The sequence below is a fragment of the Microbacterium murale genome, from assembly GCF_030815955.1.
GTDB classification, from domain to species: domain Bacteria; phylum Actinomycetota; class Actinomycetes; order Actinomycetales; family Microbacteriaceae; genus Microbacterium; species Microbacterium murale_A.
In genome coordinates this window covers 687,461-704,849 of the sequence record NZ_JAUSXK010000001.1, presented here as the reverse complement: position 1 = coordinate 704,849, position 17,389 = coordinate 687,461, and the positions used below count along the sequence as shown (strand labels likewise).

Genomic DNA, 17,389 nt, shown 5'->3' with positions numbered 1-17,389 from the left:
CGAACGTCCTGAGGAGGACCAAGTGGCCAAGGCCAAGTTCGAGCGCACCAAGCCGCACGTGAACATCGGAACGATCGGTCACGTCGACCACGGCAAGACGACGCTGTCGGCAGCCATCTCGAAGGTGCTCGCAGACAAGTACCCGTCCGACACCAACGTGCAGCGTGACTTCGCTTCCATCGACTCGGCGCCGGAAGAGCGCCAGCGTGGTATCACGATCAACATCTCGCACATCGAGTACGAGACCCCCAAGCGCCACTACGCGCACGTTGACGCCCCCGGCCACGCCGACTACGTCAAGAACATGATCACCGGTGCAGCCCAGATGGACGGTGCCATCCTCGTGGTCGCCGCCACTGACGGCCCGATGGCTCAGACCCGTGAGCACGTTCTGCTCGCCAAGCAGGTCGGCGTGCCGTACCTGCTCGTCGCGCTGAACAAGAGCGACATGGTCGACGACGAGGAGATCCTGGAGCTCGTCGAGCTCGAGGTCCGCGAGCTGCTCGCAGCTCAGGGCTTCGACGAGGACGCTCCGGTCGTTCAGGTCTCGGCGCTCAAGGCGCTCGAGGGCGACGAGAAGTGGGTCAACAAGATCGTCGAGCTCATGGAAGCCGTAGACAACAGCGTTCCGGACCCGGAGCGCGACCGTGACAAGCCCTTCCTCATGCCGATCGAGGACGTCTTCACGATCACCGGTCGTGGAACGGTCGTCACCGGCCGCGCCGAGCGTGGCACTCTCGCGATCAACTCCGAGGTCGAGATCGTCGGCATCCGCGCGACGCAGAAGACCACGGTCACCGGTATCGAGATGTTCCACAAGCAGCTCGACGAGGCATGGGCCGGCGAGAACTGTGGTCTGCTGCTTCGCGGCCTCAAGCGTGAGGACGTCGAGCGCGGCCAGGTCGTCGTGAAGCCGGGCTCGGTCACCCCTCACACGAACTTCGAGGGCACCGCGTACATCCTGTCGAAGGAAGAGGGCGGCCGTCACAACCCCTTCTACACGAACTACCGCCCGCAGTTCTACTTCCGCACCACCGACGTCACCGGCGTCATCTCGCTGCCCGAGGGCACCGAGATGGTCATGCCCGGCGACACCACCGACATGACGGTCGAGCTGATCCAGCCGATCGCTATGGAAGAGGGCCTCGGCTTCGCCATCCGTGAGGGTGGACGCACCGTGGGCGCTGGTACGGTCACGAGCATCATCAAGTAAGCATCTGCTTCCTCACAGAGGGGTCGGGCCTTCGGGCTCGGCCCCTCTGTCGTTGTTCCGTGGCGAAGCGGAGGGTTTCCTTTGTCGCGGTTGCCGTGCAGAATGAGAGTGTTCGGCAGACTCGGCCGACGTCACAACCTCAAGGGGGACCCGTAATGGGCATCGACGACATCGTCAACAAGAGCAAAGATCTGTACGAGCAGAACAAGGACAAGATCGCCGAGGCGGTCAAGAGCGAGCAGGCCGAGGACGTGAGCGACAAGGTTCTCGACGGCGTCGCCGACTTCGCCAAGAAGGTGGCACCGGGTGCTGCCGACAAGATCGACGAGATCCGCGATGGCGCAGACAAGGCCGTCGGCAACGAGTAGTAGACAGTCTTCTGGAAGGGACGGCGCACCTGGGTGCGTCGTCCCTTCCCGTGTAATATGAACACAGCCGCCTGGGGATCTTGCGGCTGAGTTCGTCGAAGGGGTTCGGCGAACTGTGAATGCGCAGCCAAGCTGCGCGTGAATCTGGGGAATGATTTTGGGGATCATCACGAGTCGTGCGCCGTCTGTGCGCCGATGCCCCGCCTCGCATCCGCGGCGGTCGAGCCGCCGCGCCCTTGACGAGGATTCCGGCGTCCCTCCGCGTCAGGATCCTCGTGTTCGGTGTGCCCCCTCGCACTGAACACTCCCCAAGGCGGGGTGGGGCATGGGGATGCCTCACCCCGTTCCCGGCTGTTCTGAAGGTGTGCAGAGCACTCGATCCGGTGCGCGACACGCCCGGGTTTGCGTAAGTGAAATCCGGCTGGCAGAATAGACAGGTTCCACATTCCGGCGGTGCACTTTGTGTGCCCATCGGATCACCACCAGGGCAGTGCATAGGCGGCGTCATCTCCCAGGAGATCGCGCGCAGGGACCTAGGCCGCGGGTGGCAGAACAGCAACCACCTCCTCACGGAGGTTCTGCCGTGCGTCGGGAGATGCGCGGGATGACAGAAGAACAGTGGTGCAGCAGATCGGCTCGCAAGAGTCTTTCGAGTGCCGAGGCGCGAACAGCGTCGACGTGCGTCCAATGCCCCTGGGTCACCCGGCCCAGGACGGTAAGACGCCTTATAGAGAGTGAACAGACAATGGCGGGACAGAAAATCCGCATACGCCTGAAGTCGTATGACCACGAGGTCATCGACTCGTCGGCGCGCAAGATCGTAGACACCGTGACCCGTGCGGGCGCGACTGTCGTCGGCCCGGTGCCGCTTCCGACCGAGAAGAACGTCGTGTGCGTCATCCGGTCGCCCCACAAGTACAAGGACAGCCGCGAGCACTTCGAGATGCGCACCCACAAGCGTCTGATCGACATCGTCGACCCGACGCCCAAGGCTGTCGACTCGCTGATGCGTCTCGACCTCCCGGCCGATGTCAACATCGAGATCAAGCTCTGAGGCTCGGCATGGTTGACATCAATTCAAAGATTTCCAAGGGAATGCTGGGCACGAAGCTCGGCATGACTCAGGTGTGGAACGCGGACGGCAAGCTCGTCCCCGTCACCGTCATCGAGCTGGCACCGAACGTGGTCACCCAGATCCGCACGCCCGAGAAGGACGGCTACAACGCTGTTCAGATCGCGGCCGGACAGATCGACCCGCGCAAGGTCAACCAGCCCCCCTTACGGCCCACTTCGAGGCTGCCGGCGTCACGCCGCGCCGCCACGTCACCGAGATCCGCACTGCGGATGCTGCTGACTATTCGCTTGGTCAGGAGCTCACGGTCGACGGTCTCTTCGAGGCAGGCCAGCTGGTCGACGTCGTCGGCACCAGCAAGGGCAAGGGCACCGCGGGTGTCATGAAGCGCCACAACTTCAAGGGCGTTTCGGCATCCCACGGTTCGCACCGCAACCACCGCAAGCCCGGCTCGATCGGCGCGTCCTCGACCCCGAGCCGCGTCTTCAAGGGAATGCGCATGGCCGGCCGTATGGGTGGCGAGCGCGTGACCGTTCTCAATCTGACGGTGCACGGCATCGACACCGACAAGGGACTGATGCTCGTCAAGGGCGCTGTTCCCGGTGCTCGTGGCCGCGTCGTCTACGTCCGCAACGCAGTGAAGGGGGCCTAGTCCATGGCTGACTCGTCTCTCGCGCTCGACGTCCTCAAGGCCGACGGCAAGAAGGCAGGCTCGATCGAGCTGCCCGCCTCGCTCTTCGACGTCAAGACGAACATTCCGCTCATCCACCAGGTCGTCGTCGCGCAGCTCGCGGCAGCTCGCCAGGGCACTCACTCGACCAAGCGTCGCGGTGAGGTCTCCGGTGCAGGCCGCAAGCCCTTCAAGCAGAAGGGCACGGGTAACGCCCGTCAGGGCTCGATCCGCGCGCCGCACATGACCGGTGGTGGCATCGTCCACGGCCCCAAGCCGCGTGACTACTCGCAGCGCACACCCAAGAAGATGATCGCCGCGGCCCTCCTGGGCTCGCTCAGCGACCGCTTCCGCGGTGACCGTCTGCACGCCATCGAGTCCTTCGGCATCGACGGTGCGCCCTCGACGAAGGCTGCCGTGAGCTTCCTCACGACGGTCGTCACGTCGAAGAACGTTCTCCTCGTGATCGAACGAGGCGACGACATCACCACGAAGAGCATTCGCAACCTTGCGAACATCCACGTGCTGACGTTCGACCAGCTCAACGCGTACGACGTACTCGTCTCTGACGACATCGTCTTCACCAAGGCCGCGCTCGAGGGCTTCATCGCCTCGAAGACCGGCACAACCGAGGAGGTCTCGGCATGACCGAGCAGGTAGGCGCCCTCCAGTCGGCGTTCAACAAGGACCCCCGCGACATCATCCTGAAGCCGGTCGTCTCTGAGAAGAGCTACTCGCTGATCGACGAAGGCAAGTACACCTTCCTCGTCGACCCGCGTGCTACGAAGACTGAGATCAAGCTCGCCATCGAGAAGATCTTCGGCGTCAAGGTTGCTTCGGTCAACACGATCAACCGCGTCGGCAAGGCCCGTCGCACCCGCTTCGGCACGGGAAAGCGCAAGGACACCAAGCGCGCCATCGTGAGCCTGAAGTCGGGCACCATCGACATCTTCACGGCAATCGGCTGATCCGGGGGATAAAGGACAATCATGGCTATTCGCAAGTACAAGCCCACGACCCCGGGTCGCCGCGGCTCGTCGGTGGCTGACTTCGCCGAGATCACACGATCGACGCCGGAGAAGTCGCTGCTGCGCCCGCTCTCGAAGACCGGTGGTCGCAACAACCAGGGCCGCATCACGACCCGTCACATCGGTGGTGGCCACAAGCGCCAGTACCGCGTCATCGACTTCCGTCGCAATGACAAGGACGGCGTCAACGCCAAGGTCGCTCACATCGAGTACGACCCCAACCGCACCGCGCGCATCGCGCTGCTGCACTACTTCGACGGCGAGAAGCGCTACATCATCGCGCCGAACAAGCTGAAGCAGGGCGACGTCGTCGAGTCGGGTGCATCGGCTGACATCAAGCCGGGCAACAACCTCCCGCTGAAGAACATCCCCACCGGTACCGTGATCCACGCGATCGAACTCCGCCCCGGCGGCGGTGCCAAGATGGCTCGTTCTGCCGGTGCATCGGTTCGTCTCGTCGCCAAGGAAGGCATCTACGCGCAGCTCCGTCTGCCGTCGGGTGAGATCCGCAACGTCGACGCACGCTGCCGCGCAACGATCGGCGAGGTCGGCAACGCCGAGCAGTCGAACATCAACTGGGGCAAGGCCGGCCGTAACCGCTGGAAGGGCATCCGCCCGACCGTGCGTGGTGTCGCCATGAACCCTGTCGATCACCCGCACGGTGGTGGTGAGGGTAAGACCTCCGGTGGACGTCACCCTGTCACCCCCTGGGGCCAGGCAGAGGGTCGTACCCGTCACGCCAACAAGGAAAGCGACAAGTACATCGTTCGTCGTCGCACCGCGTCTAAGAAGCGTAAGTAGGAGTAGAGAAGATGCCACGGAGTCTCAAGAAGGGCCCCTTCGTCGACGAGCACCTGCTTCGCAAGGTCGTCGTGCAGAACGAAGCCGGTTCCAAGAACGTCATCAAGACCTGGTCTCGCCGGTCCATGATCATCCCGGCCATGCTGGGTCACACGATCGCGGTCCACGATGGTCGCAAGCACATTCCTGTGTTTGTCACCGAGAGCATGGTCGGCCACAAGCTGGGCGAGTTCGCGCCCACCCGCACCTTCCGCGGCCACGAGAAGGACGACAAGAAGGGCCGTCGCCGCTGACGCGGGGACGATAGAGGAGAGAGAAATGGTGGAGTCCATCGCACGCGTGCGACACATCCGCGTGACCCCTCAGAAGGCTCGTCGTGTCGTCGCGCTCATCAAGGGCAAGCAGGCCCAGGAGGCTCTTGCGATCCTGAAGTTCGCAGCACAGAGCGCCAGTGAGCCGATCTACAAGCTTGTCGCGTCGGCCATGGCCAACGCGCAGGTGAAGGCGGATCGCGACGGCGAGTACCTCGACGAGCAGGACCTGTACGTGGTCAACGCGTACGTCGACGAGGGCACGACGCTCAAGCGTTTCCGCCCCCGCGCACAGGGTCGCGCTTTCCAGATCAAGAAGCGCACGAGCCACATCACGGTCGTGCTCTCGACGCCGGAGGCTGCTGTCGCAGCCGATGGCGAAAGCAAGAAGAAGGCGAGCAAGTAATGGGACAGAAGGTAAACCCGTACGGCTTCCGCCTCGGAATCACGACGGATCACGTCTCGCGTTGGTTCTCTGACTCGACGAAGCCTGGTCAGCGTTACGCCGACTACGTGGCTGAGGACATCAAGATCCGCAACCTGCTGAAGAAGCAGCTCGACCGCGCCGGTGTCTCGAACATCGAGATCGAGCGCACCCGTGACCGCGTCCGCGTCGACATCCACACCGCCCGTCCGGGCATCGTGATCGGTCGTCGTGGTGCTGAGGCCGAGCGGATCCGTGGCGACCTCGAGAAGCTCTCGGGCAAGCAGATCCAGCTGAACATCCTCGAGGTCAAGAACCCCGAGGCTGACGCTCAGCTCGTCGCGCAGGGCATTGCCGAGCAGCTCTCTGCTCGCGTGGCGTTCCGTCGTGCGATGCGCAAGGGTCTCCAGGGCGCGCAGCGCGCTGGTGCCAAGGGCATCCGCATCCAGGTCTCCGGCCGCCTCGGCGGCGCCGAGATGAGCCGGTCGGAGTTCTACCGCGAGGGTCGTGTGCCGCTGCACACGCTGCGCGCGAACATCGACTACGGCTTCTACGAGGCACGCACCACCTTCGGCCGTATCGGCGTGAAGGTCTGGATCTACAAGGGTGATCTCACCGCCAAGGAGCTTGCCCGCGAGCAGGCCAACCAGAAGCCTTCGCGCGACCGTGGCGGCGACCGTCGTCGTGGCCCGCGCAACGAGGCACCTGTTGCAGAAGGAGCGTCGGCATAATGCTCATCCCCCGTAAGGTCAAGTTCCGCAAGCAGCACCACCCGGGTCGTACCGGGCACGCTACCGGCGGCACGAAGGTCTCCTTCGGCGAGTACGGCATCCAGGCCCTCACGCCCGCTTACGTGACCAACCGTCAGATCGAGGCAGCTCGTATCGCGATGACGCGTCACATCAAGCGTGGCGGAAAGGTGTGGATCAACATCTACCCGGACCGTCCGCTCACGAAGAAGCCTGCTGAGACCCGCATGGGTTCCGGTAAGGGTTCGCCTGAGTGGTGGGTCTCGAACGTCAAGCCGGGTCGCGTCCTCTTCGAGGTCGCAGGCGTCAGCGAGGAACTCGCTCGCGAAGCTCTGACCCGAGCAATTCACAAGCTGCCTCTCAAGGCACGCATCATCAAGCGCGAGGAGGGCGACGCGTAATGGCGATCGGCACCAAGGAGCTCGCTCCGGCAGAGCTCGACACGTTCGAAGACCAGCGCCTCGTCGAGGAGCTGCGTAAGGCCAAGGAGGAGCTGTTCAACCTCCGTTTCCAGTCGGCCACCGGTCAGCTGGAGAGCCACGGCCGCATCCGCGCCGTCAAGCGCGACATCGCGCGCCTGTACACCGTGATCCGCGAACGCGAGCTGGGCATCCGTGCGACGCCTGCTCCCGTCGAGGCTCCGGCCAAGAAGGCGTCCAAGTCGAAGGCGAAGAAGTCCGAGGATGCCTCGGCTGACGCCGAAGGGAAGGCTGAGTAATGGCCACCAAGAAGGAAGCGGAAGTGGAAGCTCCCGTCTCGCACGATGTGCGTGACGAGAACGCCCGCGGCTACCGCAAGACGCAGCGCGGCTACGTCGTCAGCGACAAGATGGACAAGACCATCGTCGTCGAGGTCGAAGACCGCGTGAAGCACCCGCTCTACGGCAAGGTCATCCGCCGTACCGAGAAGCGCAAGGTGCACGACGAGACCAACTCGGCGGGCATCGGCGACCTCGTTGTCATCAGTGAGACCCGTCCGCTCAGCGCCACCAAGCGCTGGCGCCTGGTCGAGATCGTCGAAAAGGCCAAGTAAGCCTCCGGCTTGCTTAAGGAGTAATAGTGATTCAGCAGGAATCCCGCCTCAAGGTCGCCGACAACACCGGTGCGAAGGAGCTTCTCACGATCCGCGTTCTCGGTGGCTCACGCCGCCGTTACGCAGGTCTGGGTGACACCATCGTCGCCACTGTCAAGGACGCGATCCCGGGCGGCAACGTCAAGAAGGGCGACGTCGTCAAGGCGGTCATCGTCCGTACCAAGAAGGAAGTCCGTCGTCCGGACGGCTCCTACATCAAGTTCGACGAGAACGCCGCCGTCATCCTGAAGACTGACGGGGAGCCCCGTGGCACCCGCATCTTCGGACCGGTCGGTCGTGAGCTTCGCGACAAGAAGTTCATGAAGATCGTCTCGCTCGCGCCGGAGGTTATCTGATCATGGCGAAAATCAAGAAGGGTGACCTGGTTCAGGTCATCTCGGGTGCGAAGCCCGAGCGTGGCGGCGACCGCGGCAAGCAGGGCAAGGTCCTCGAGATCTTCGCCGAGCGCAACCGCGTCGTCGTCGAAGGCGTGAACTACGTCACCAAGCACACCCGCGTCGGCCAGACGCAGCGTGGCACCAAGACGGGTGGCATCGAGACAATCGAGGCCCCCATCCACATCTCGAACGTCGCGATCGTCGACCCCGAGACCAAGAAGCCGACTCGCGTCGGCCACCGGGTCGAGGAGCGGACAAAGGACGGCGTCAAGCGCACCGTCCGCGTGCGTTACGCGAAGAAGAGCGGTAAGGACCTCTGATGAGCACCGACACTGCCGCGCCGGCTGGCAAGATCCAGCCGCGCCTGAAGCAGAAGTACAAGGCCGAGATCCAGCAGAAGCTGCAGGACGAGTTCGGCTACAAGAACGTGATGCAGATTCCTGGTCTCGTCAAGGTCGTCGTCAACACCGGTGTCGGTGAGGCGGCTCGCGACAGCAAGGTGATCGATGGTGCGGTCGAGGACCTCACCAAGATCACCGGCCAGAAGCCGATCGTCACGAAGGCTCGCAAGTCCATCGCGCAGTTCAAGCTGCGTGAAGGTCAGGCCATCGGCGCGCACGTCACCCTCCGTGGCGACCGTGCGTGGGAGTTCGTCGACCGTCTGGTCTCGCTGGCGCTTCCCCGCATCCGCGACTTCCGCGGTCTGTCGGGCAAGCAGTTCGACGGCAACGGCAACTACACCTTCGGTCTCCAGGAGCAGAGCGTGTTCCACGAGATCGATCAGGACAAGATCGACCGTGTTCGTGGATTCGACATCACTGTCGTGACCACGGCGAAGACGGACGACGAGGGTCGTGCGCTGCTGCGTCACCTCGGCTTCCCGTTCGCGGCCGACGACGCCAAGGCGTGATGCTCAGGACCCCCGCCCCCTGTCGGGCGGGGGTCCCGCATGCGCTTACAATTGAAGATTGCGAATCATAGAAGGTCGTCTGTCGTGTAACGGCAGCCGAAACCTCATGAACAAAGGAACACACCCATGACAATGACAGACCCGGTCGCAGACTTGCTGACCCGTCTGCGCAACGCGAACTCGGCACACCACGACTCCGTGTCCCTGCCGTCGAGCAAGCTCAAGACGCACATCGCTGACATCCTCCAGCAGGAGGGCTACATCGCAGGCTACGAGGTCACCGACGCGCGCGTCGGCCAGAACCTCACGCTCACGCTGAAGTACGGCCCGAACCGCGAGCGTTCGATCGCGGGCATCAAGCGCGTGTCGAAGCCCGGCCTTCGTGTCTACGCGAAGTCGACCGAGCTCCCCACCGTTCTCGGCGGCCTCGGCGTGGCCATCCTGTCCACTTCCTCCGGTCTTCTCACTGACCGTCAGGCTGAGCAGAAGGGCGTGGGCGGAGAAGTTCTCGCCTACGTGTGGTAATTCGACATGTCGCGTATTGGACGACTTCCCATCTCGATCCCCTCGGACGTCACCATTTCGGTTGACGGCCGTGCGGTCGCGGTGAAGGGCCCCAAGGGTGAGCTCACCCTGAAGGTGGCCAGCCCCATCGAGGTCGCGATCGAGGACAACCAGGTGGTTGTCTCCCGTCCCGACGACGAGCGCGAGTCGCGGTCGCTTCACGGCCTGACCCGCACGCTCATCAACAACAACATCATCGGCGTGACCCAGGGCTACACCAAGGGTCTTGAGGTCGTCGGCACCGGTTACCGCGTGCAGCAGAAGGGCAGCTCGGTCGAGTTCGCTCTCGGCTTCTCGCACCCCGTGCTGGTCGACCCGCCCGCCGGCATCACTTTCACGGTCGAAGGCAACAACAAGGTCACCGTGAGTGGTATCGACAAGCAGGCTGTCGGTGAGGCAGCTGCCAACATCCGCAAGATCCGCAAGCCCGAGCCGTACAAGGGCAAGGGCGTGCGCTACGCCGGCGAGATCGTGCGTCGCAAGGCCGGAAAGAGTGGTAAGTAACCATGGCTCTCAAGTCAAAGTCTGACGCCCGCGCGCGTCGTCACGCCCGCCTTCGCAAGAAGGTCGTCGGCACAGAGGCGCGTCCGCGTCTGGTCGTCAACCGTTCGGCTCGCCACGTCTTCGTCCAGCTGGTCGACGACAGCAAGGGCCACACGGTCGCCTCGGCGTCCACGCTCGAGACCGAGCTGCGCTCGTTCGAGGGCGACAAGACCGCCAAGGCACGCAAGGTCGGCGAGCTCGTCGCTGAGCGTGCAAAGGCTGCCGGCTACACCGAGGTCGTCTTCGACCGTGGTGGCAACCGCTACGCGGGCCGCGTCGCGGCCATCGCCGACGGCGCCCGTGAAGGGGGGCTGGCACTGTGAGTGACAACAAGGAGAACGAAGTGACCGAAACGGCTGCTGCCGCTCCCGAGACGGCCCCTGCCGTCTCCGAGACGGCTGCCGGCACGACACAGGCAGAGCCCGCGCGCGAAGGTCGCCGCGGCGGCCGTGACCGCAACCAGGGTGGTCGTGACCGCAATTCGCGCGATCGCGGCGACAACCAGTTCCTGGAGCGCGTCGTCACCATCAACCGCGTCTCGAAGGTCGTGAAGGGTGGACGTCGGTTCAGCTTCACCGCTCTCGTGGTCGTCGGCGACGGCAACGGACTGGTCGGTGTCGGCTACGGCAAGGCCCGTGAGGTGCCCCTGGCCATCTCCAAGGGTGTCGAAGAGGCCAAGCGCAACTTCTTCCGCGTGCCCCGCGTCGGAACCACGGTTCCGCACCCGGTGCAGGGCGAAGCCGCTGCCGGCGTCGTACTGCTGCGTCCGGCTGCTGCCGGTACCGGTGTCATCGCCGGTGGTCCCGTCCGCGCCGTCCTCGAGTGCGCAGGCATCCATGATGTCCTCTCCAAGTCGCTCGGCTCGTCGAACACGATCAACATCGTGCACGCGACGGTCGCGGCCCTGAAGAGCCTCGAAGAGCCTCGTGCAGTCGCGGCTCGCCGCGGCCTCGAGTACGACGCCGTCGTTCCGGACATCATCATCCGTAACGAGGCCAAGGCCGCAGCTGCGGCTGCAGCGAAGGTAGGTGCCTGATGGCTCAGCGTCTCAAGGTGACCCAGATCAAGTCCAAGGTGAGCGAGAAGCAGTACCAGCGTGACACGCTGCGCAGCCTCGGTCTGAAGCGGATCGGCGACAGCACCGTCCGCCCCGACGACGCGCAGACGCGCGGTTACGTCAAGACCGTCGCACACCTCGTCAAGGTTGAGGAGATCGACTAATGGCTGAGAAGAACGACGCCGTCGAGGCCGAGAAGGCCCCGAAGAAGGCTGCAGCAGCCAAGGCTGCTCCGAAGAAGGCTGCTGCTCCCAAGGCCGCCGCCAAGGATGCTGCCGAGAAGAAGCCCGCCGCGAAGAAGGCACCGGCCAAGGCCGCAGCCTCCGACGCCAAGGCTGACTCTGCTGCGAAGAAGCCTGCTCCCAAGAGCAAGAAGGCTGCACCGAAGGCGGATGCCCCGGCATCCCGTCCCGGTGTGCTCAAGGTGCACCACCTGCGTCCGGTCCCCGGCGCCAACACTGCGAAGACCCGTGTCGGTCGTGGTGAGGGCTCCAAGGGCAAGACCGCTGGTCGTGGCACCAAGGGCACCAAGGCCCGCAATACCGTTCGCGTCGGCTTCGAGGGTGGGCAGATGCCTCTGCACATGCGCACCCCGAAGCTGCGCGGGTTCAAGAACCCGTTCCGCGTCGAGTACCAGGTCGTGAACCTGGAGAAGCTCGCGGAGCTGTACCCCAAGGGTGGCGACGTCACCGTGGGCGACCTGGTCGCCAAGGGTGCTGTTCGCAAGAACGAGAAGGTCAAGGTTCTCGGAAACGGCGACATCGCCGTGAAGCTCACTGTCTCGGTCGACAAGGTCTCGGGTTCTGCCGAGGAGAAGATCGTGGCCGCGGGCGGATCCGTCAAGTAACCACTGCGCAAGAGGGGTCGGAGATTCTCCGGCCCCTCTCGTGCGTTACCCTGGTCTTTCAGCCTTTCCTCCGCGGAACGGCAACCTTTCAGGAGGAACGCCTTTGTTTAGCGCTATCGCGCGGATCTTCCGCACGCCCGACCTGCGTCGGAAGATCGGTTTCACTCTGGCGATCATCGCCATCTACCGGCTCGGATCGCACGTGCCCGCCCCGTTCGTTCATTTCCCGAACGTCGAGGAGTGCCTGCGTCTGAACGCCGGTACCGAGGGCCTGCTCAGCCTGGTCAACCTGTTCTCCGGCGGCGCTCTGCTGCAGCTGTCGATCTTCGCGCTCGGCGTCATGCCGTACATCACCGCGACGATCATCACGCAGCTGCTGCGCGTGGTCATCCCGCACTTCGAGGCGCTGCACAAAGAGGGCCAGGCCGGCCAGGCCCGTCTGACCCAGTACACGCGCTACCTCACCATCGCTCTCGCACTCCTGCAGTCGACGACCCTCGTCACCGTGGCGCGCAGCGGACAGCTGTTCGGCACGACCGACATCGCCGCATGTCAGCAGCTTCTGACGAACGACGTCTGGTGGGCGCAGCTGCTCATCATCATCGCGATGACCGCCGGCACCGGTCTGATCATGTGGTTCGCAGAACTCGTCACCGAGCGTGGCATCGGCAACGGCATGTCGCTGCTGATCTTCACCTCGATCGCTGCGACCTTCCCGGCAGCGATGTGGGCGATCTTCGAGTCGAACGGCCTCGAAGTGTTCCTGCTTGTGCTCGCCGTCGGCATCGTCGTCACGGGCCTCGTCGTCTTCGTCGAGCAGTCGCAACGACGAATCCCTGTGCAGTACGCCAAGCGGATGGTCGGACGCCGCACGTACGGCGGCACGAACACCTACATCCCGATCAAGGTGAACATGGCGGGTGTGATCCCGATCATCTTCGCCTCGTCGCTGCTGTACATCCCAATGCTCATCGCGCAGTTCAACACTCCGCAGGACGGCTCTGAGCCGGCCGCATGGGTCGTGTGGATCTCGCAGAACTTCACCACAGGCGACCAGCCGCTCTACATGGCGGCGTACTTCCTGCTGATCATCGGCTTCACCTACTTCTACGTCGCGATCACGTTCAACCCCGTCGAGGTCGCCGACAACATGAAGAAGTACGGCGGGTTCATCCCCGGCATCCGTGCCGGTCGTCCCACCGCCGAGTACCTGGACTTCGTGCTCACCCGTATCACGTTCCCAGGTTCGATCTACCTCGGCCTGATCGCGCTCATCCCGCTGATCGCTCTGGCCACCGTCGGTGCCAATCAGAACTTCCCGTTCGGTGGTGCCTCGATCCTCATCATCGTGGGTGTGGGGCTGGAGACCGTCAAGCAGATCGACGCACAGCTCCAGCAGCGCCATTACGAAGGGCTTCTCCGTTGACAGCATCCGCTCGACTTCTCATCGTCGGCCCGCAGGGCTCCGGCAAGGGCACGCAAGGCGTGCGCATCGCCTCGGCGTTCGGCATCCCGGTGGTCTCCACCGGCGACATCTTCCGTGCGAACATCAAGGGCGGTACCGCCCTCGGTGCGCAGGTGAGCGAGATCACCGCTCGCGGTGACCTCGTACCGGACGAGCTGACGAGTGAGATCGTGCGCGACAGGCTTTCGCAGGACGACGCCTCTTCCGGCTTCCTGCTGGACGGCTACCCTCGCAACGCCGTGCAGGTCGGGCACCTCGACGAGTTCCTCGGCGCACGCGGCGATGCTCTCGACGCAGTGATCCTTCTCGATGTCCCTCGCGAGGAGAGCATCAAGCGCCTGAGCGTTCGCGCGAAGGAGGAGGGCCGTGGCGGATGACACCGAAGCGGGCATCTCGCATCGTCTGGACATCTACGAGAACGAGACGGCTCCGATCCTCGACGTCTACGGAGAGCGTGGCATCGTGGATCGGATCGACGGTGTCGGTTCGCTCAACGAGATCACGGAGCGCATCTTCGCTGCGCTGACCGCTCGCGGGCTCGTCGTCGCCGTCTGATCGTCGCCTTCGACATGTTCCGCCGTTCCATCTACAAGACACCGGCTCAGCTGCAGGCGATGGTCGAGCCGGGTCTCATCACGGCCGCCGCGCTCGATGCGGTGCGGCCGCTGATCCGCGCCGGCGTCACGACTCTTGAGCTCGACACGATCGCGAACCGTACGATCCGTGCCCATGGTGCCGATTCGAACTTTCAGCTCGTGCGCGGCTACCACCACACGATCTGCGTGTCGGTGAACCAAGAGGTCGTGCACGGCATCCCGGGCGATCGTGTGCTGCAGCCCGGCGATATCGTCTCGGTCGACTGCGGAGCACAGTTCCAGGGATGGAACGGTGACAGCGCGATCACCGTGGTCGTGCCCGATGAGACTCGTCCTTCTCTGGTCGCTGCGCGTGACGAGCTCTCGCGCGTGACCGAGGGGTCTATGTGGGCAGGTATCGCCGCGATGGCGACCGCCGGGAACATCGGCGAGATCGGCGCAGCCATTCAGGGGTACATCGAGGCGCAGGGCGTCTCCGAGGTGTCGGGGGAGACCTACGGCATCCTTCGCGAATACGTCGGCCACGGCATCGGCCGCAAGATGCACGAGGCCCCAAGCGTCTTCAACTACCGCACTCCGGACCCCGGTCCTGACGTCAAGTCCGGGCTGGTGCTGGCGATCGAGCCGATGGTCACGGCCGGTGGCGAGGAGACATACATCGAGGACGACGACTGGACCGTCTCGACAGTCGACGGCTCTGACGGCTCCCACTGGGAGCACAGCGTGGCACGGCATGCGGACGGCATCTGGGTCCTGACGGCCCCCGACGGCGGTGCCGCCGGCCTCGCCCCCTTCGGCGTGGTTCCCACGCCCGTCGCCTAGCCCGCGCGTCCCCCCGGGGGATTTCACCGAGACCGAGTTGGCGGCGTGAAGCCGAGTCGAGTGAACTCGGTCTCACGCCAGAGACTCGGTTTCGAAGACGAACTCGGCGCGGGCCACTCCGCCTGCACGCAATCGCCGGCGGGGGAGTTGTGCACAGGAGGTGGGTTTCCCGCCGGAGGCCGGGATGCTGCGCATTCAAAGTGTGCGTATGGCATACACCCTGTCCGGTCGTGCACAACTGCTCTCCCCGCTGCCGCTCTACACCCGTGAAGACGCGCGGGTGCTTGGTCTTCGACTGGAGGCTCCGCGATGGCTTCGCGTACGCAAGGGCGTGTACGTCGACAAGAAGCAGTACCTGGCGCTGCATGACTGGCAGAGGTACGCGGTCTGCGTGCATGCGTACCTTCGCCTCAACCCGCATGCCATCCTCTGCCTGGAATCGGCGGGAGTACTCCACGGTCTTCCGCAGTTCGGCGAGTGCAGGTTCATCCATGTCTACGACCCGCGCGCCAAGGCATCCCAGCGCTACGGCGACATCAGAGTGCACACCAGCCGAGACCCGCGCCGGGTGGTTCGGGTCGGTGCTGCCCTCGTCACATCGCTGCTCGACACCGTGGTCGACCTGGCGCGGGTGATGAACCCCTCGGATGCTCTAGCCGTCGCCGATGCGTCTATCTCGGCGGTGCAGGGCGGATCACTGCGGCTGGATGCCCTGATCGCACGCGGCCGGGAGCTTGACAATCCGCGGGGCCGCGCGAGGATGCGCTGGGTCTGGGACCACGCGAACGCCTTGTCGGAGTCACCCGCGGAGAGCATCAGCCGCGCCGTCATCATGTGGAGCGGGTATGAGATGCCCGAACTGCAGCGCGAGTTCCGCTACGAAGGCCACGTCGACCGCTGCGACTTCTACTTCCGATCGAACGGTGCGATCGGCGAAGCTGACGGGTGGGGCAAGTACGAGCTTGACGAGCCGGCCGAGGCTGCCCGGCGTCTCAGGGATGAGAAGCGGCGGGAAGATCGGCTGCGTCGCCATCAGCATCCATTCGGCCGCTGGGATCTCGGTGACGCGTGGAAGGTGAGACCTCTCTGTGCCGCGCTGGACGGCGCAGGCGTGCGCATGGTTCGGCCGCCCGTGCCAGCGATGCTGGCCACGCTCAGAACCCGCTCGCGGGCAAAGCCATGGCGGCCGCCGACGCGCGAGACCGACGCAACGGCATGAGACCGATGTGGCCTGGCTCGGTCTCATGCCGCGAACTCGGTCTCGTCGCTGGTCGGGGAGGCGGGGCGCGGCGGCGCTCACAACGGGTGCATAGACTTTGCAGGGACCATAGACATGTCCCCCCACAGCATTTTCCGCGCCCCAGGCGTCCAGCACCAGGAGAACGAACAGCAATGGCAGCAGCAAAGAGCAACACCAACTGGTTCGCGATCGGAATCTCGATCGCGGTCGGTCGTCGTTCTCGTCGTGCTCGGTGGCGTCGTGGTCTTCCTCAACAATCAGGCCACCGATCCAGGGACCGCACCGCAGAGCGCGATCATCAACGATGAGACCGGTGCGATCACCTTCGGCGACGGCGAGGACACCGTCGACACGTTCGTCGACTTCATGTGCCCGCTGTGCGGCGATTTCGAGAAGTCCTACGGCGAGCAACTGCAGGCCGCAGCCGCGAACGGCGACATCACGCTGAACATCCACCCGGTGTCGATCCTGAACCGTCTGTCGCAGAACACCGAATTCTCCACACGCGCCGGCAGCGCGATGTACTGCGTCGCAGCCGAGGCTCCGGACGCGGCACTGGATTACTTCAACGCGCTCTTCGCCAACCAGCCGGAGGAGAACTCCACAGGTCTCTCGGACGACGAGCTCGCCGCGCTGGCCGAGGAATCGGGAGCAGGCGCCGCCGCAGAGTGCATCGCCGACGGTACGTACATGGACTTCGTCGACTCTCAGACCGATGCGCACGAGATCGCAGGCACCCCGACCGTCGAGGTCAACGGCAAGCGCCTCGACCTGCAGAAGGGCGAGATCACCGAGATGGAGAAGCTGCTCGGCTGATCCTGCAGCACCCGAACCCGTCTCAAGTTGCCGGATGGCATCCGGACCGATAAGATAGACCGTTGGTGCGTTGCGCCGTGTTTCGGCATGTCCGTCCGGTGCGTCACCACATCACCCATCCACCGCAGATCGACCGATCTGCAGAAGCGTCAGCGAGGCTATGGCTAAGAAAGACGGTGTCATCGAGATCGAGGGCGTGATCTCCGAGGCTCTGCCCAACGCGATGTTCCGCGTTGAGCTCAGCAACGGACACAAGGTCCTTGCAACGATCTCCGGAAAGATGCGGCAGAACTACATCCGCATCATCCCCGAGGACCGCGTGGTCGTGGAGCTCAGCCCCTACGACTTGACCCGCGGCCGTATCGTCTACCGCTACCGCTGATCGGTCGAGAAGTAACGGCATGCCCTCACGAGAGGGCGTGCA

The 17,389-nt window shown here is 64.3% G+C and carries 26 protein-coding genes and 2 pseudogenes; all 28 read left to right on the top strand.

Features of this window, described 5'->3' with window-relative positions; translation table 11 throughout:
• Positions 1-22 precede the first annotated feature (22 nt).
• The 28 genes and pseudogenes from tuf to infA all read left to right on the top strand — a co-directional run bounded on the left by tuf (position 23) and on the right by infA (position 17,347).
• Positions 23-1,213, top strand: a complete 1,191-nt coding sequence (tuf, locus tag QFZ46_RS03590) for an elongation factor Tu (RefSeq protein WP_307358379.1) — start codon at positions 23-25, stop codon at positions 1,211-1,213.
• Between the two features lie 155 nt (positions 1,214-1,368).
• A complete protein-coding gene (locus tag QFZ46_RS03585) occupies positions 1,369-1,581 on the top strand; it encodes a hypothetical protein (RefSeq protein WP_307358377.1) in 213 nt (70 codons plus the stop codon).
• 745 nt (positions 1,582-2,326) lie between these two features.
• Complete coding sequence (gene rpsJ, locus QFZ46_RS03580; RefSeq protein WP_030147986.1) at positions 2,327-2,635, top strand: 30S ribosomal protein S10; 309 nt, start codon at positions 2,327-2,329, stop codon at positions 2,633-2,635.
• A gap of 8 nt (positions 2,636-2,643) precedes the next feature.
• Positions 2,644-3,305, top strand: a pseudogene (gene rplC / locus QFZ46_RS03575) (50S ribosomal protein L3).
• Between the two features lie 3 nt (positions 3,306-3,308).
• Positions 3,309-3,971 (top strand): 50S ribosomal protein L4, encoded by a 663-nt coding sequence (rplD, locus tag QFZ46_RS03570; RefSeq protein ID WP_307358370.1) that lies wholly within the window; start codon positions 3,309-3,311, stop codon positions 3,969-3,971.
• The gene (gene rplW, locus QFZ46_RS03565; protein WP_033106054.1) at positions 3,968-4,291 is read left to right on the top strand and encodes a 50S ribosomal protein L23; all 324 of its coding nucleotides are present in this window, start codon (positions 3,968-3,970) and stop codon (positions 4,289-4,291) included. The genes rplD and rplW overlap by 4 nt, the downstream gene beginning before the upstream one ends.
• A 21-nt stretch (positions 4,292-4,312) precedes the next feature.
• The gene (gene rplB / locus QFZ46_RS03560; RefSeq protein WP_188434543.1) at positions 4,313-5,152 is read left to right on the top strand and encodes a 50S ribosomal protein L2; all 840 of its coding nucleotides are present in this window, start codon (positions 4,313-4,315) and stop codon (positions 5,150-5,152) included.
• A gap of 11 nt (positions 5,153-5,163) precedes the next feature.
• Positions 5,164-5,445: a 30S ribosomal protein S19 gene (gene rpsS / locus QFZ46_RS03555; RefSeq protein WP_234001509.1), complete on the top strand. Its 282-nt coding sequence runs from the start codon at positions 5,164-5,166 to the stop codon at positions 5,443-5,445.
• Between the two features lie 25 nt (positions 5,446-5,470).
• Positions 5,471-5,869: a 50S ribosomal protein L22 gene (rplV, locus tag QFZ46_RS03550; protein WP_234001510.1), complete on the top strand. Its 399-nt coding sequence runs from the start codon at positions 5,471-5,473 to the stop codon at positions 5,867-5,869.
• Positions 5,869-6,618: a 30S ribosomal protein S3 gene (gene rpsC, locus QFZ46_RS03545; RefSeq protein WP_307358367.1), complete on the top strand. Its 750-nt coding sequence runs from the start codon at positions 5,869-5,871 to the stop codon at positions 6,616-6,618. The genes rplV and rpsC overlap by 1 nt, the downstream gene beginning before the upstream one ends.
• Complete coding sequence (gene rplP, locus QFZ46_RS03540) at positions 6,618-7,037, top strand: 50S ribosomal protein L16 (RefSeq protein ID WP_033106059.1); 420 nt, start codon at positions 6,618-6,620, stop codon at positions 7,035-7,037. Before rpsC ends, rplP begins: the two co-directional genes overlap by 1 nt.
• Positions 7,037-7,354: a 50S ribosomal protein L29 gene (gene rpmC, locus QFZ46_RS03535; protein ID WP_033106060.1), complete on the top strand. Its 318-nt coding sequence runs from the start codon at positions 7,037-7,039 to the stop codon at positions 7,352-7,354. Before rplP ends, rpmC begins: the two co-directional genes overlap by 1 nt.
• A complete protein-coding gene (gene rpsQ / locus QFZ46_RS03530; RefSeq protein ID WP_307358365.1) occupies positions 7,354-7,668 on the top strand; it encodes a 30S ribosomal protein S17 in 315 nt (104 codons plus the stop codon). Before rpmC ends, rpsQ begins: the two co-directional genes overlap by 1 nt.
• Before the next feature lie 26 nt (positions 7,669-7,694).
• Positions 7,695-8,063: a 50S ribosomal protein L14 gene (gene rplN, locus QFZ46_RS03525; RefSeq protein ID WP_033106061.1), complete on the top strand. Its 369-nt coding sequence runs from the start codon at positions 7,695-7,697 to the stop codon at positions 8,061-8,063.
• A gap of 2 nt (positions 8,064-8,065) precedes the next feature.
• Positions 8,066-8,425, top strand: coding sequence for a 50S ribosomal protein L24 (gene rplX, locus QFZ46_RS03520; protein ID WP_307358362.1), 360 nt, complete (start codon positions 8,066-8,068; stop codon positions 8,423-8,425).
• Positions 8,425-9,015: a 50S ribosomal protein L5 gene (gene rplE, locus QFZ46_RS03515; RefSeq protein WP_188434538.1), complete on the top strand. Its 591-nt coding sequence runs from the start codon at positions 8,425-8,427 to the stop codon at positions 9,013-9,015. The genes rplX and rplE overlap by 1 nt, the downstream gene beginning before the upstream one ends.
• 126 nt (positions 9,016-9,141) lie before the next feature.
• Positions 9,142-9,540, top strand: a complete 399-nt coding sequence (rpsH, locus tag QFZ46_RS03510) for a 30S ribosomal protein S8 (protein ID WP_188434537.1) — start codon at positions 9,142-9,144, stop codon at positions 9,538-9,540.
• A gap of 6 nt (positions 9,541-9,546) precedes the next feature.
• Positions 9,547-10,083, top strand: coding sequence for a 50S ribosomal protein L6 (rplF, locus tag QFZ46_RS03505; RefSeq protein ID WP_307358360.1), 537 nt, complete (start codon positions 9,547-9,549; stop codon positions 10,081-10,083).
• A gap of 2 nt (positions 10,084-10,085) precedes the next feature.
• Positions 10,086-10,445 (top strand): 50S ribosomal protein L18, encoded by a 360-nt coding sequence (gene rplR / locus QFZ46_RS03500; protein ID WP_307358357.1) that lies wholly within the window; start codon positions 10,086-10,088, stop codon positions 10,443-10,445.
• 20 nt (positions 10,446-10,465) lie between these two features.
• Complete coding sequence (rpsE, locus tag QFZ46_RS03495) at positions 10,466-11,158, top strand: 30S ribosomal protein S5 (RefSeq protein WP_373457634.1); 693 nt, start codon at positions 10,466-10,468, stop codon at positions 11,156-11,158.
• Entirely contained in the window at positions 11,158-11,343 is a 186-nt protein-coding gene (gene rpmD, locus QFZ46_RS03490; RefSeq protein ID WP_307358352.1) for a 50S ribosomal protein L30, read from the top strand. The genes rpsE and rpmD overlap by 1 nt, the downstream gene beginning before the upstream one ends.
• Complete coding sequence (gene rplO / locus QFZ46_RS03485; RefSeq protein ID WP_307358349.1) at positions 11,343-12,026, top strand: 50S ribosomal protein L15; 684 nt, start codon at positions 11,343-11,345, stop codon at positions 12,024-12,026. Before rpmD ends, rplO begins: the two co-directional genes overlap by 1 nt.
• 103 nt (positions 12,027-12,129) lie before the next feature.
• Positions 12,130-13,452 (top strand): preprotein translocase subunit SecY, encoded by a 1,323-nt coding sequence (gene secY / locus QFZ46_RS03480; RefSeq protein WP_307358347.1) that lies wholly within the window; start codon positions 12,130-12,132, stop codon positions 13,450-13,452.
• Positions 13,449-14,046 (top strand): annotated as a pseudogene (locus QFZ46_RS03475) (adenylate kinase). Before secY ends, QFZ46_RS03475 begins: the two are co-directional and overlap by 4 nt.
• 14 nt (positions 14,047-14,060) lie before the next feature.
• Positions 14,061-14,909 carry a type I methionyl aminopeptidase gene (gene map / locus QFZ46_RS03470; protein WP_307358345.1) on the top strand — a complete coding sequence of 283 codons (849 nt, stop codon included), beginning with the start codon at positions 14,061-14,063 and terminating at the stop codon, positions 14,907-14,909.
• Positions 14,910-15,117: 208 nt separating this feature from the next.
• Positions 15,118-16,128 (top strand): hypothetical protein, encoded by a 1,011-nt coding sequence (locus QFZ46_RS03465; protein WP_307358342.1) that lies wholly within the window; start codon positions 15,118-15,120, stop codon positions 16,126-16,128.
• A gap of 114 nt (positions 16,129-16,242) precedes the next feature.
• On the top strand, positions 16,243-16,965 hold the full coding sequence (locus QFZ46_RS03460; protein WP_307358339.1) for a DsbA family protein: 723 nt from the start codon (positions 16,243-16,245) through the stop codon (positions 16,963-16,965).
• A gap of 160 nt (positions 16,966-17,125) precedes the next feature.
• Positions 17,126-17,347 carry a translation initiation factor IF-1 gene (gene infA, locus QFZ46_RS03455; protein WP_017201569.1) on the top strand — a complete coding sequence of 74 codons (222 nt, stop codon included), beginning with the start codon at positions 17,126-17,128 and terminating at the stop codon, positions 17,345-17,347.
• The last annotated feature ends 42 nt before the right edge of the window (positions 17,348-17,389 follow it).

Excerpts from the sequence above, each read along its gene's own strand:
- QFZ46_RS03585 (WP_307358377.1), top strand. The coding sequence starts at position 1,369 with ATGGGCATCGACGACATCGTCAACAAGAGCAAAGATCTGTACGAGCAG.
- rpsJ (WP_030147986.1), top strand. The coding sequence starts at position 2,327 with ATGGCGGGACAGAAAATCCGCATACGCCTGAAGTCGTATGACCACGAG.
- rplD (WP_307358370.1), top strand. The coding sequence starts at position 3,309 with ATGGCTGACTCGTCTCTCGCGCTCGACGTCCTCAAGGCCGACGGCAAG.
- rplW (WP_033106054.1), top strand. The coding sequence starts at position 3,968 with ATGACCGAGCAGGTAGGCGCCCTCCAGTCGGCGTTCAACAAGGACCCC.
- rplB (WP_188434543.1), top strand. The coding sequence starts at position 4,313 with ATGGCTATTCGCAAGTACAAGCCCACGACCCCGGGTCGCCGCGGCTCG.
- rpsS (WP_234001509.1), top strand. The coding sequence starts at position 5,164 with ATGCCACGGAGTCTCAAGAAGGGCCCCTTCGTCGACGAGCACCTGCTT.
- rplV (WP_234001510.1), top strand. The coding sequence starts at position 5,471 with ATGGTGGAGTCCATCGCACGCGTGCGACACATCCGCGTGACCCCTCAG.
- rpsC (WP_307358367.1), top strand. The coding sequence starts at position 5,869 with ATGGGACAGAAGGTAAACCCGTACGGCTTCCGCCTCGGAATCACGACG.
- rplP (WP_033106059.1), top strand. The coding sequence starts at position 6,618 with ATGCTCATCCCCCGTAAGGTCAAGTTCCGCAAGCAGCACCACCCGGGT.
- rpmC (WP_033106060.1), top strand. The coding sequence starts at position 7,037 with ATGGCGATCGGCACCAAGGAGCTCGCTCCGGCAGAGCTCGACACGTTC.
- rpsQ (WP_307358365.1), top strand. The coding sequence starts at position 7,354 with ATGGCCACCAAGAAGGAAGCGGAAGTGGAAGCTCCCGTCTCGCACGAT.
- rplX (WP_307358362.1), top strand. The coding sequence starts at position 8,066 with ATGGCGAAAATCAAGAAGGGTGACCTGGTTCAGGTCATCTCGGGTGCG.
- rplE (WP_188434538.1), top strand. The coding sequence starts at position 8,425 with ATGAGCACCGACACTGCCGCGCCGGCTGGCAAGATCCAGCCGCGCCTG.
- rpsH (WP_188434537.1), top strand. The coding sequence starts at position 9,142 with ATGACAATGACAGACCCGGTCGCAGACTTGCTGACCCGTCTGCGCAAC.
- rplF (WP_307358360.1), top strand. The coding sequence starts at position 9,547 with ATGTCGCGTATTGGACGACTTCCCATCTCGATCCCCTCGGACGTCACC.
- rplR (WP_307358357.1), top strand. The coding sequence starts at position 10,086 with ATGGCTCTCAAGTCAAAGTCTGACGCCCGCGCGCGTCGTCACGCCCGC.
- rpmD (WP_307358352.1), top strand. The coding sequence starts at position 11,158 with ATGGCTCAGCGTCTCAAGGTGACCCAGATCAAGTCCAAGGTGAGCGAG.
- rplO (WP_307358349.1), top strand. The coding sequence starts at position 11,343 with ATGGCTGAGAAGAACGACGCCGTCGAGGCCGAGAAGGCCCCGAAGAAG.
- map (WP_307358345.1), top strand. The coding sequence starts at position 14,061 with ATGTTCCGCCGTTCCATCTACAAGACACCGGCTCAGCTGCAGGCGATG.
- QFZ46_RS03465 (WP_307358342.1), top strand. The coding sequence starts at position 15,118 with ATGGCATACACCCTGTCCGGTCGTGCACAACTGCTCTCCCCGCTGCCG.
- QFZ46_RS03460 (WP_307358339.1), top strand. The coding sequence starts at position 16,243 with ATGTCCCCCCACAGCATTTTCCGCGCCCCAGGCGTCCAGCACCAGGAG.
- infA (WP_017201569.1), top strand. The coding sequence starts at position 17,126 with ATGGCTAAGAAAGACGGTGTCATCGAGATCGAGGGCGTGATCTCCGAG.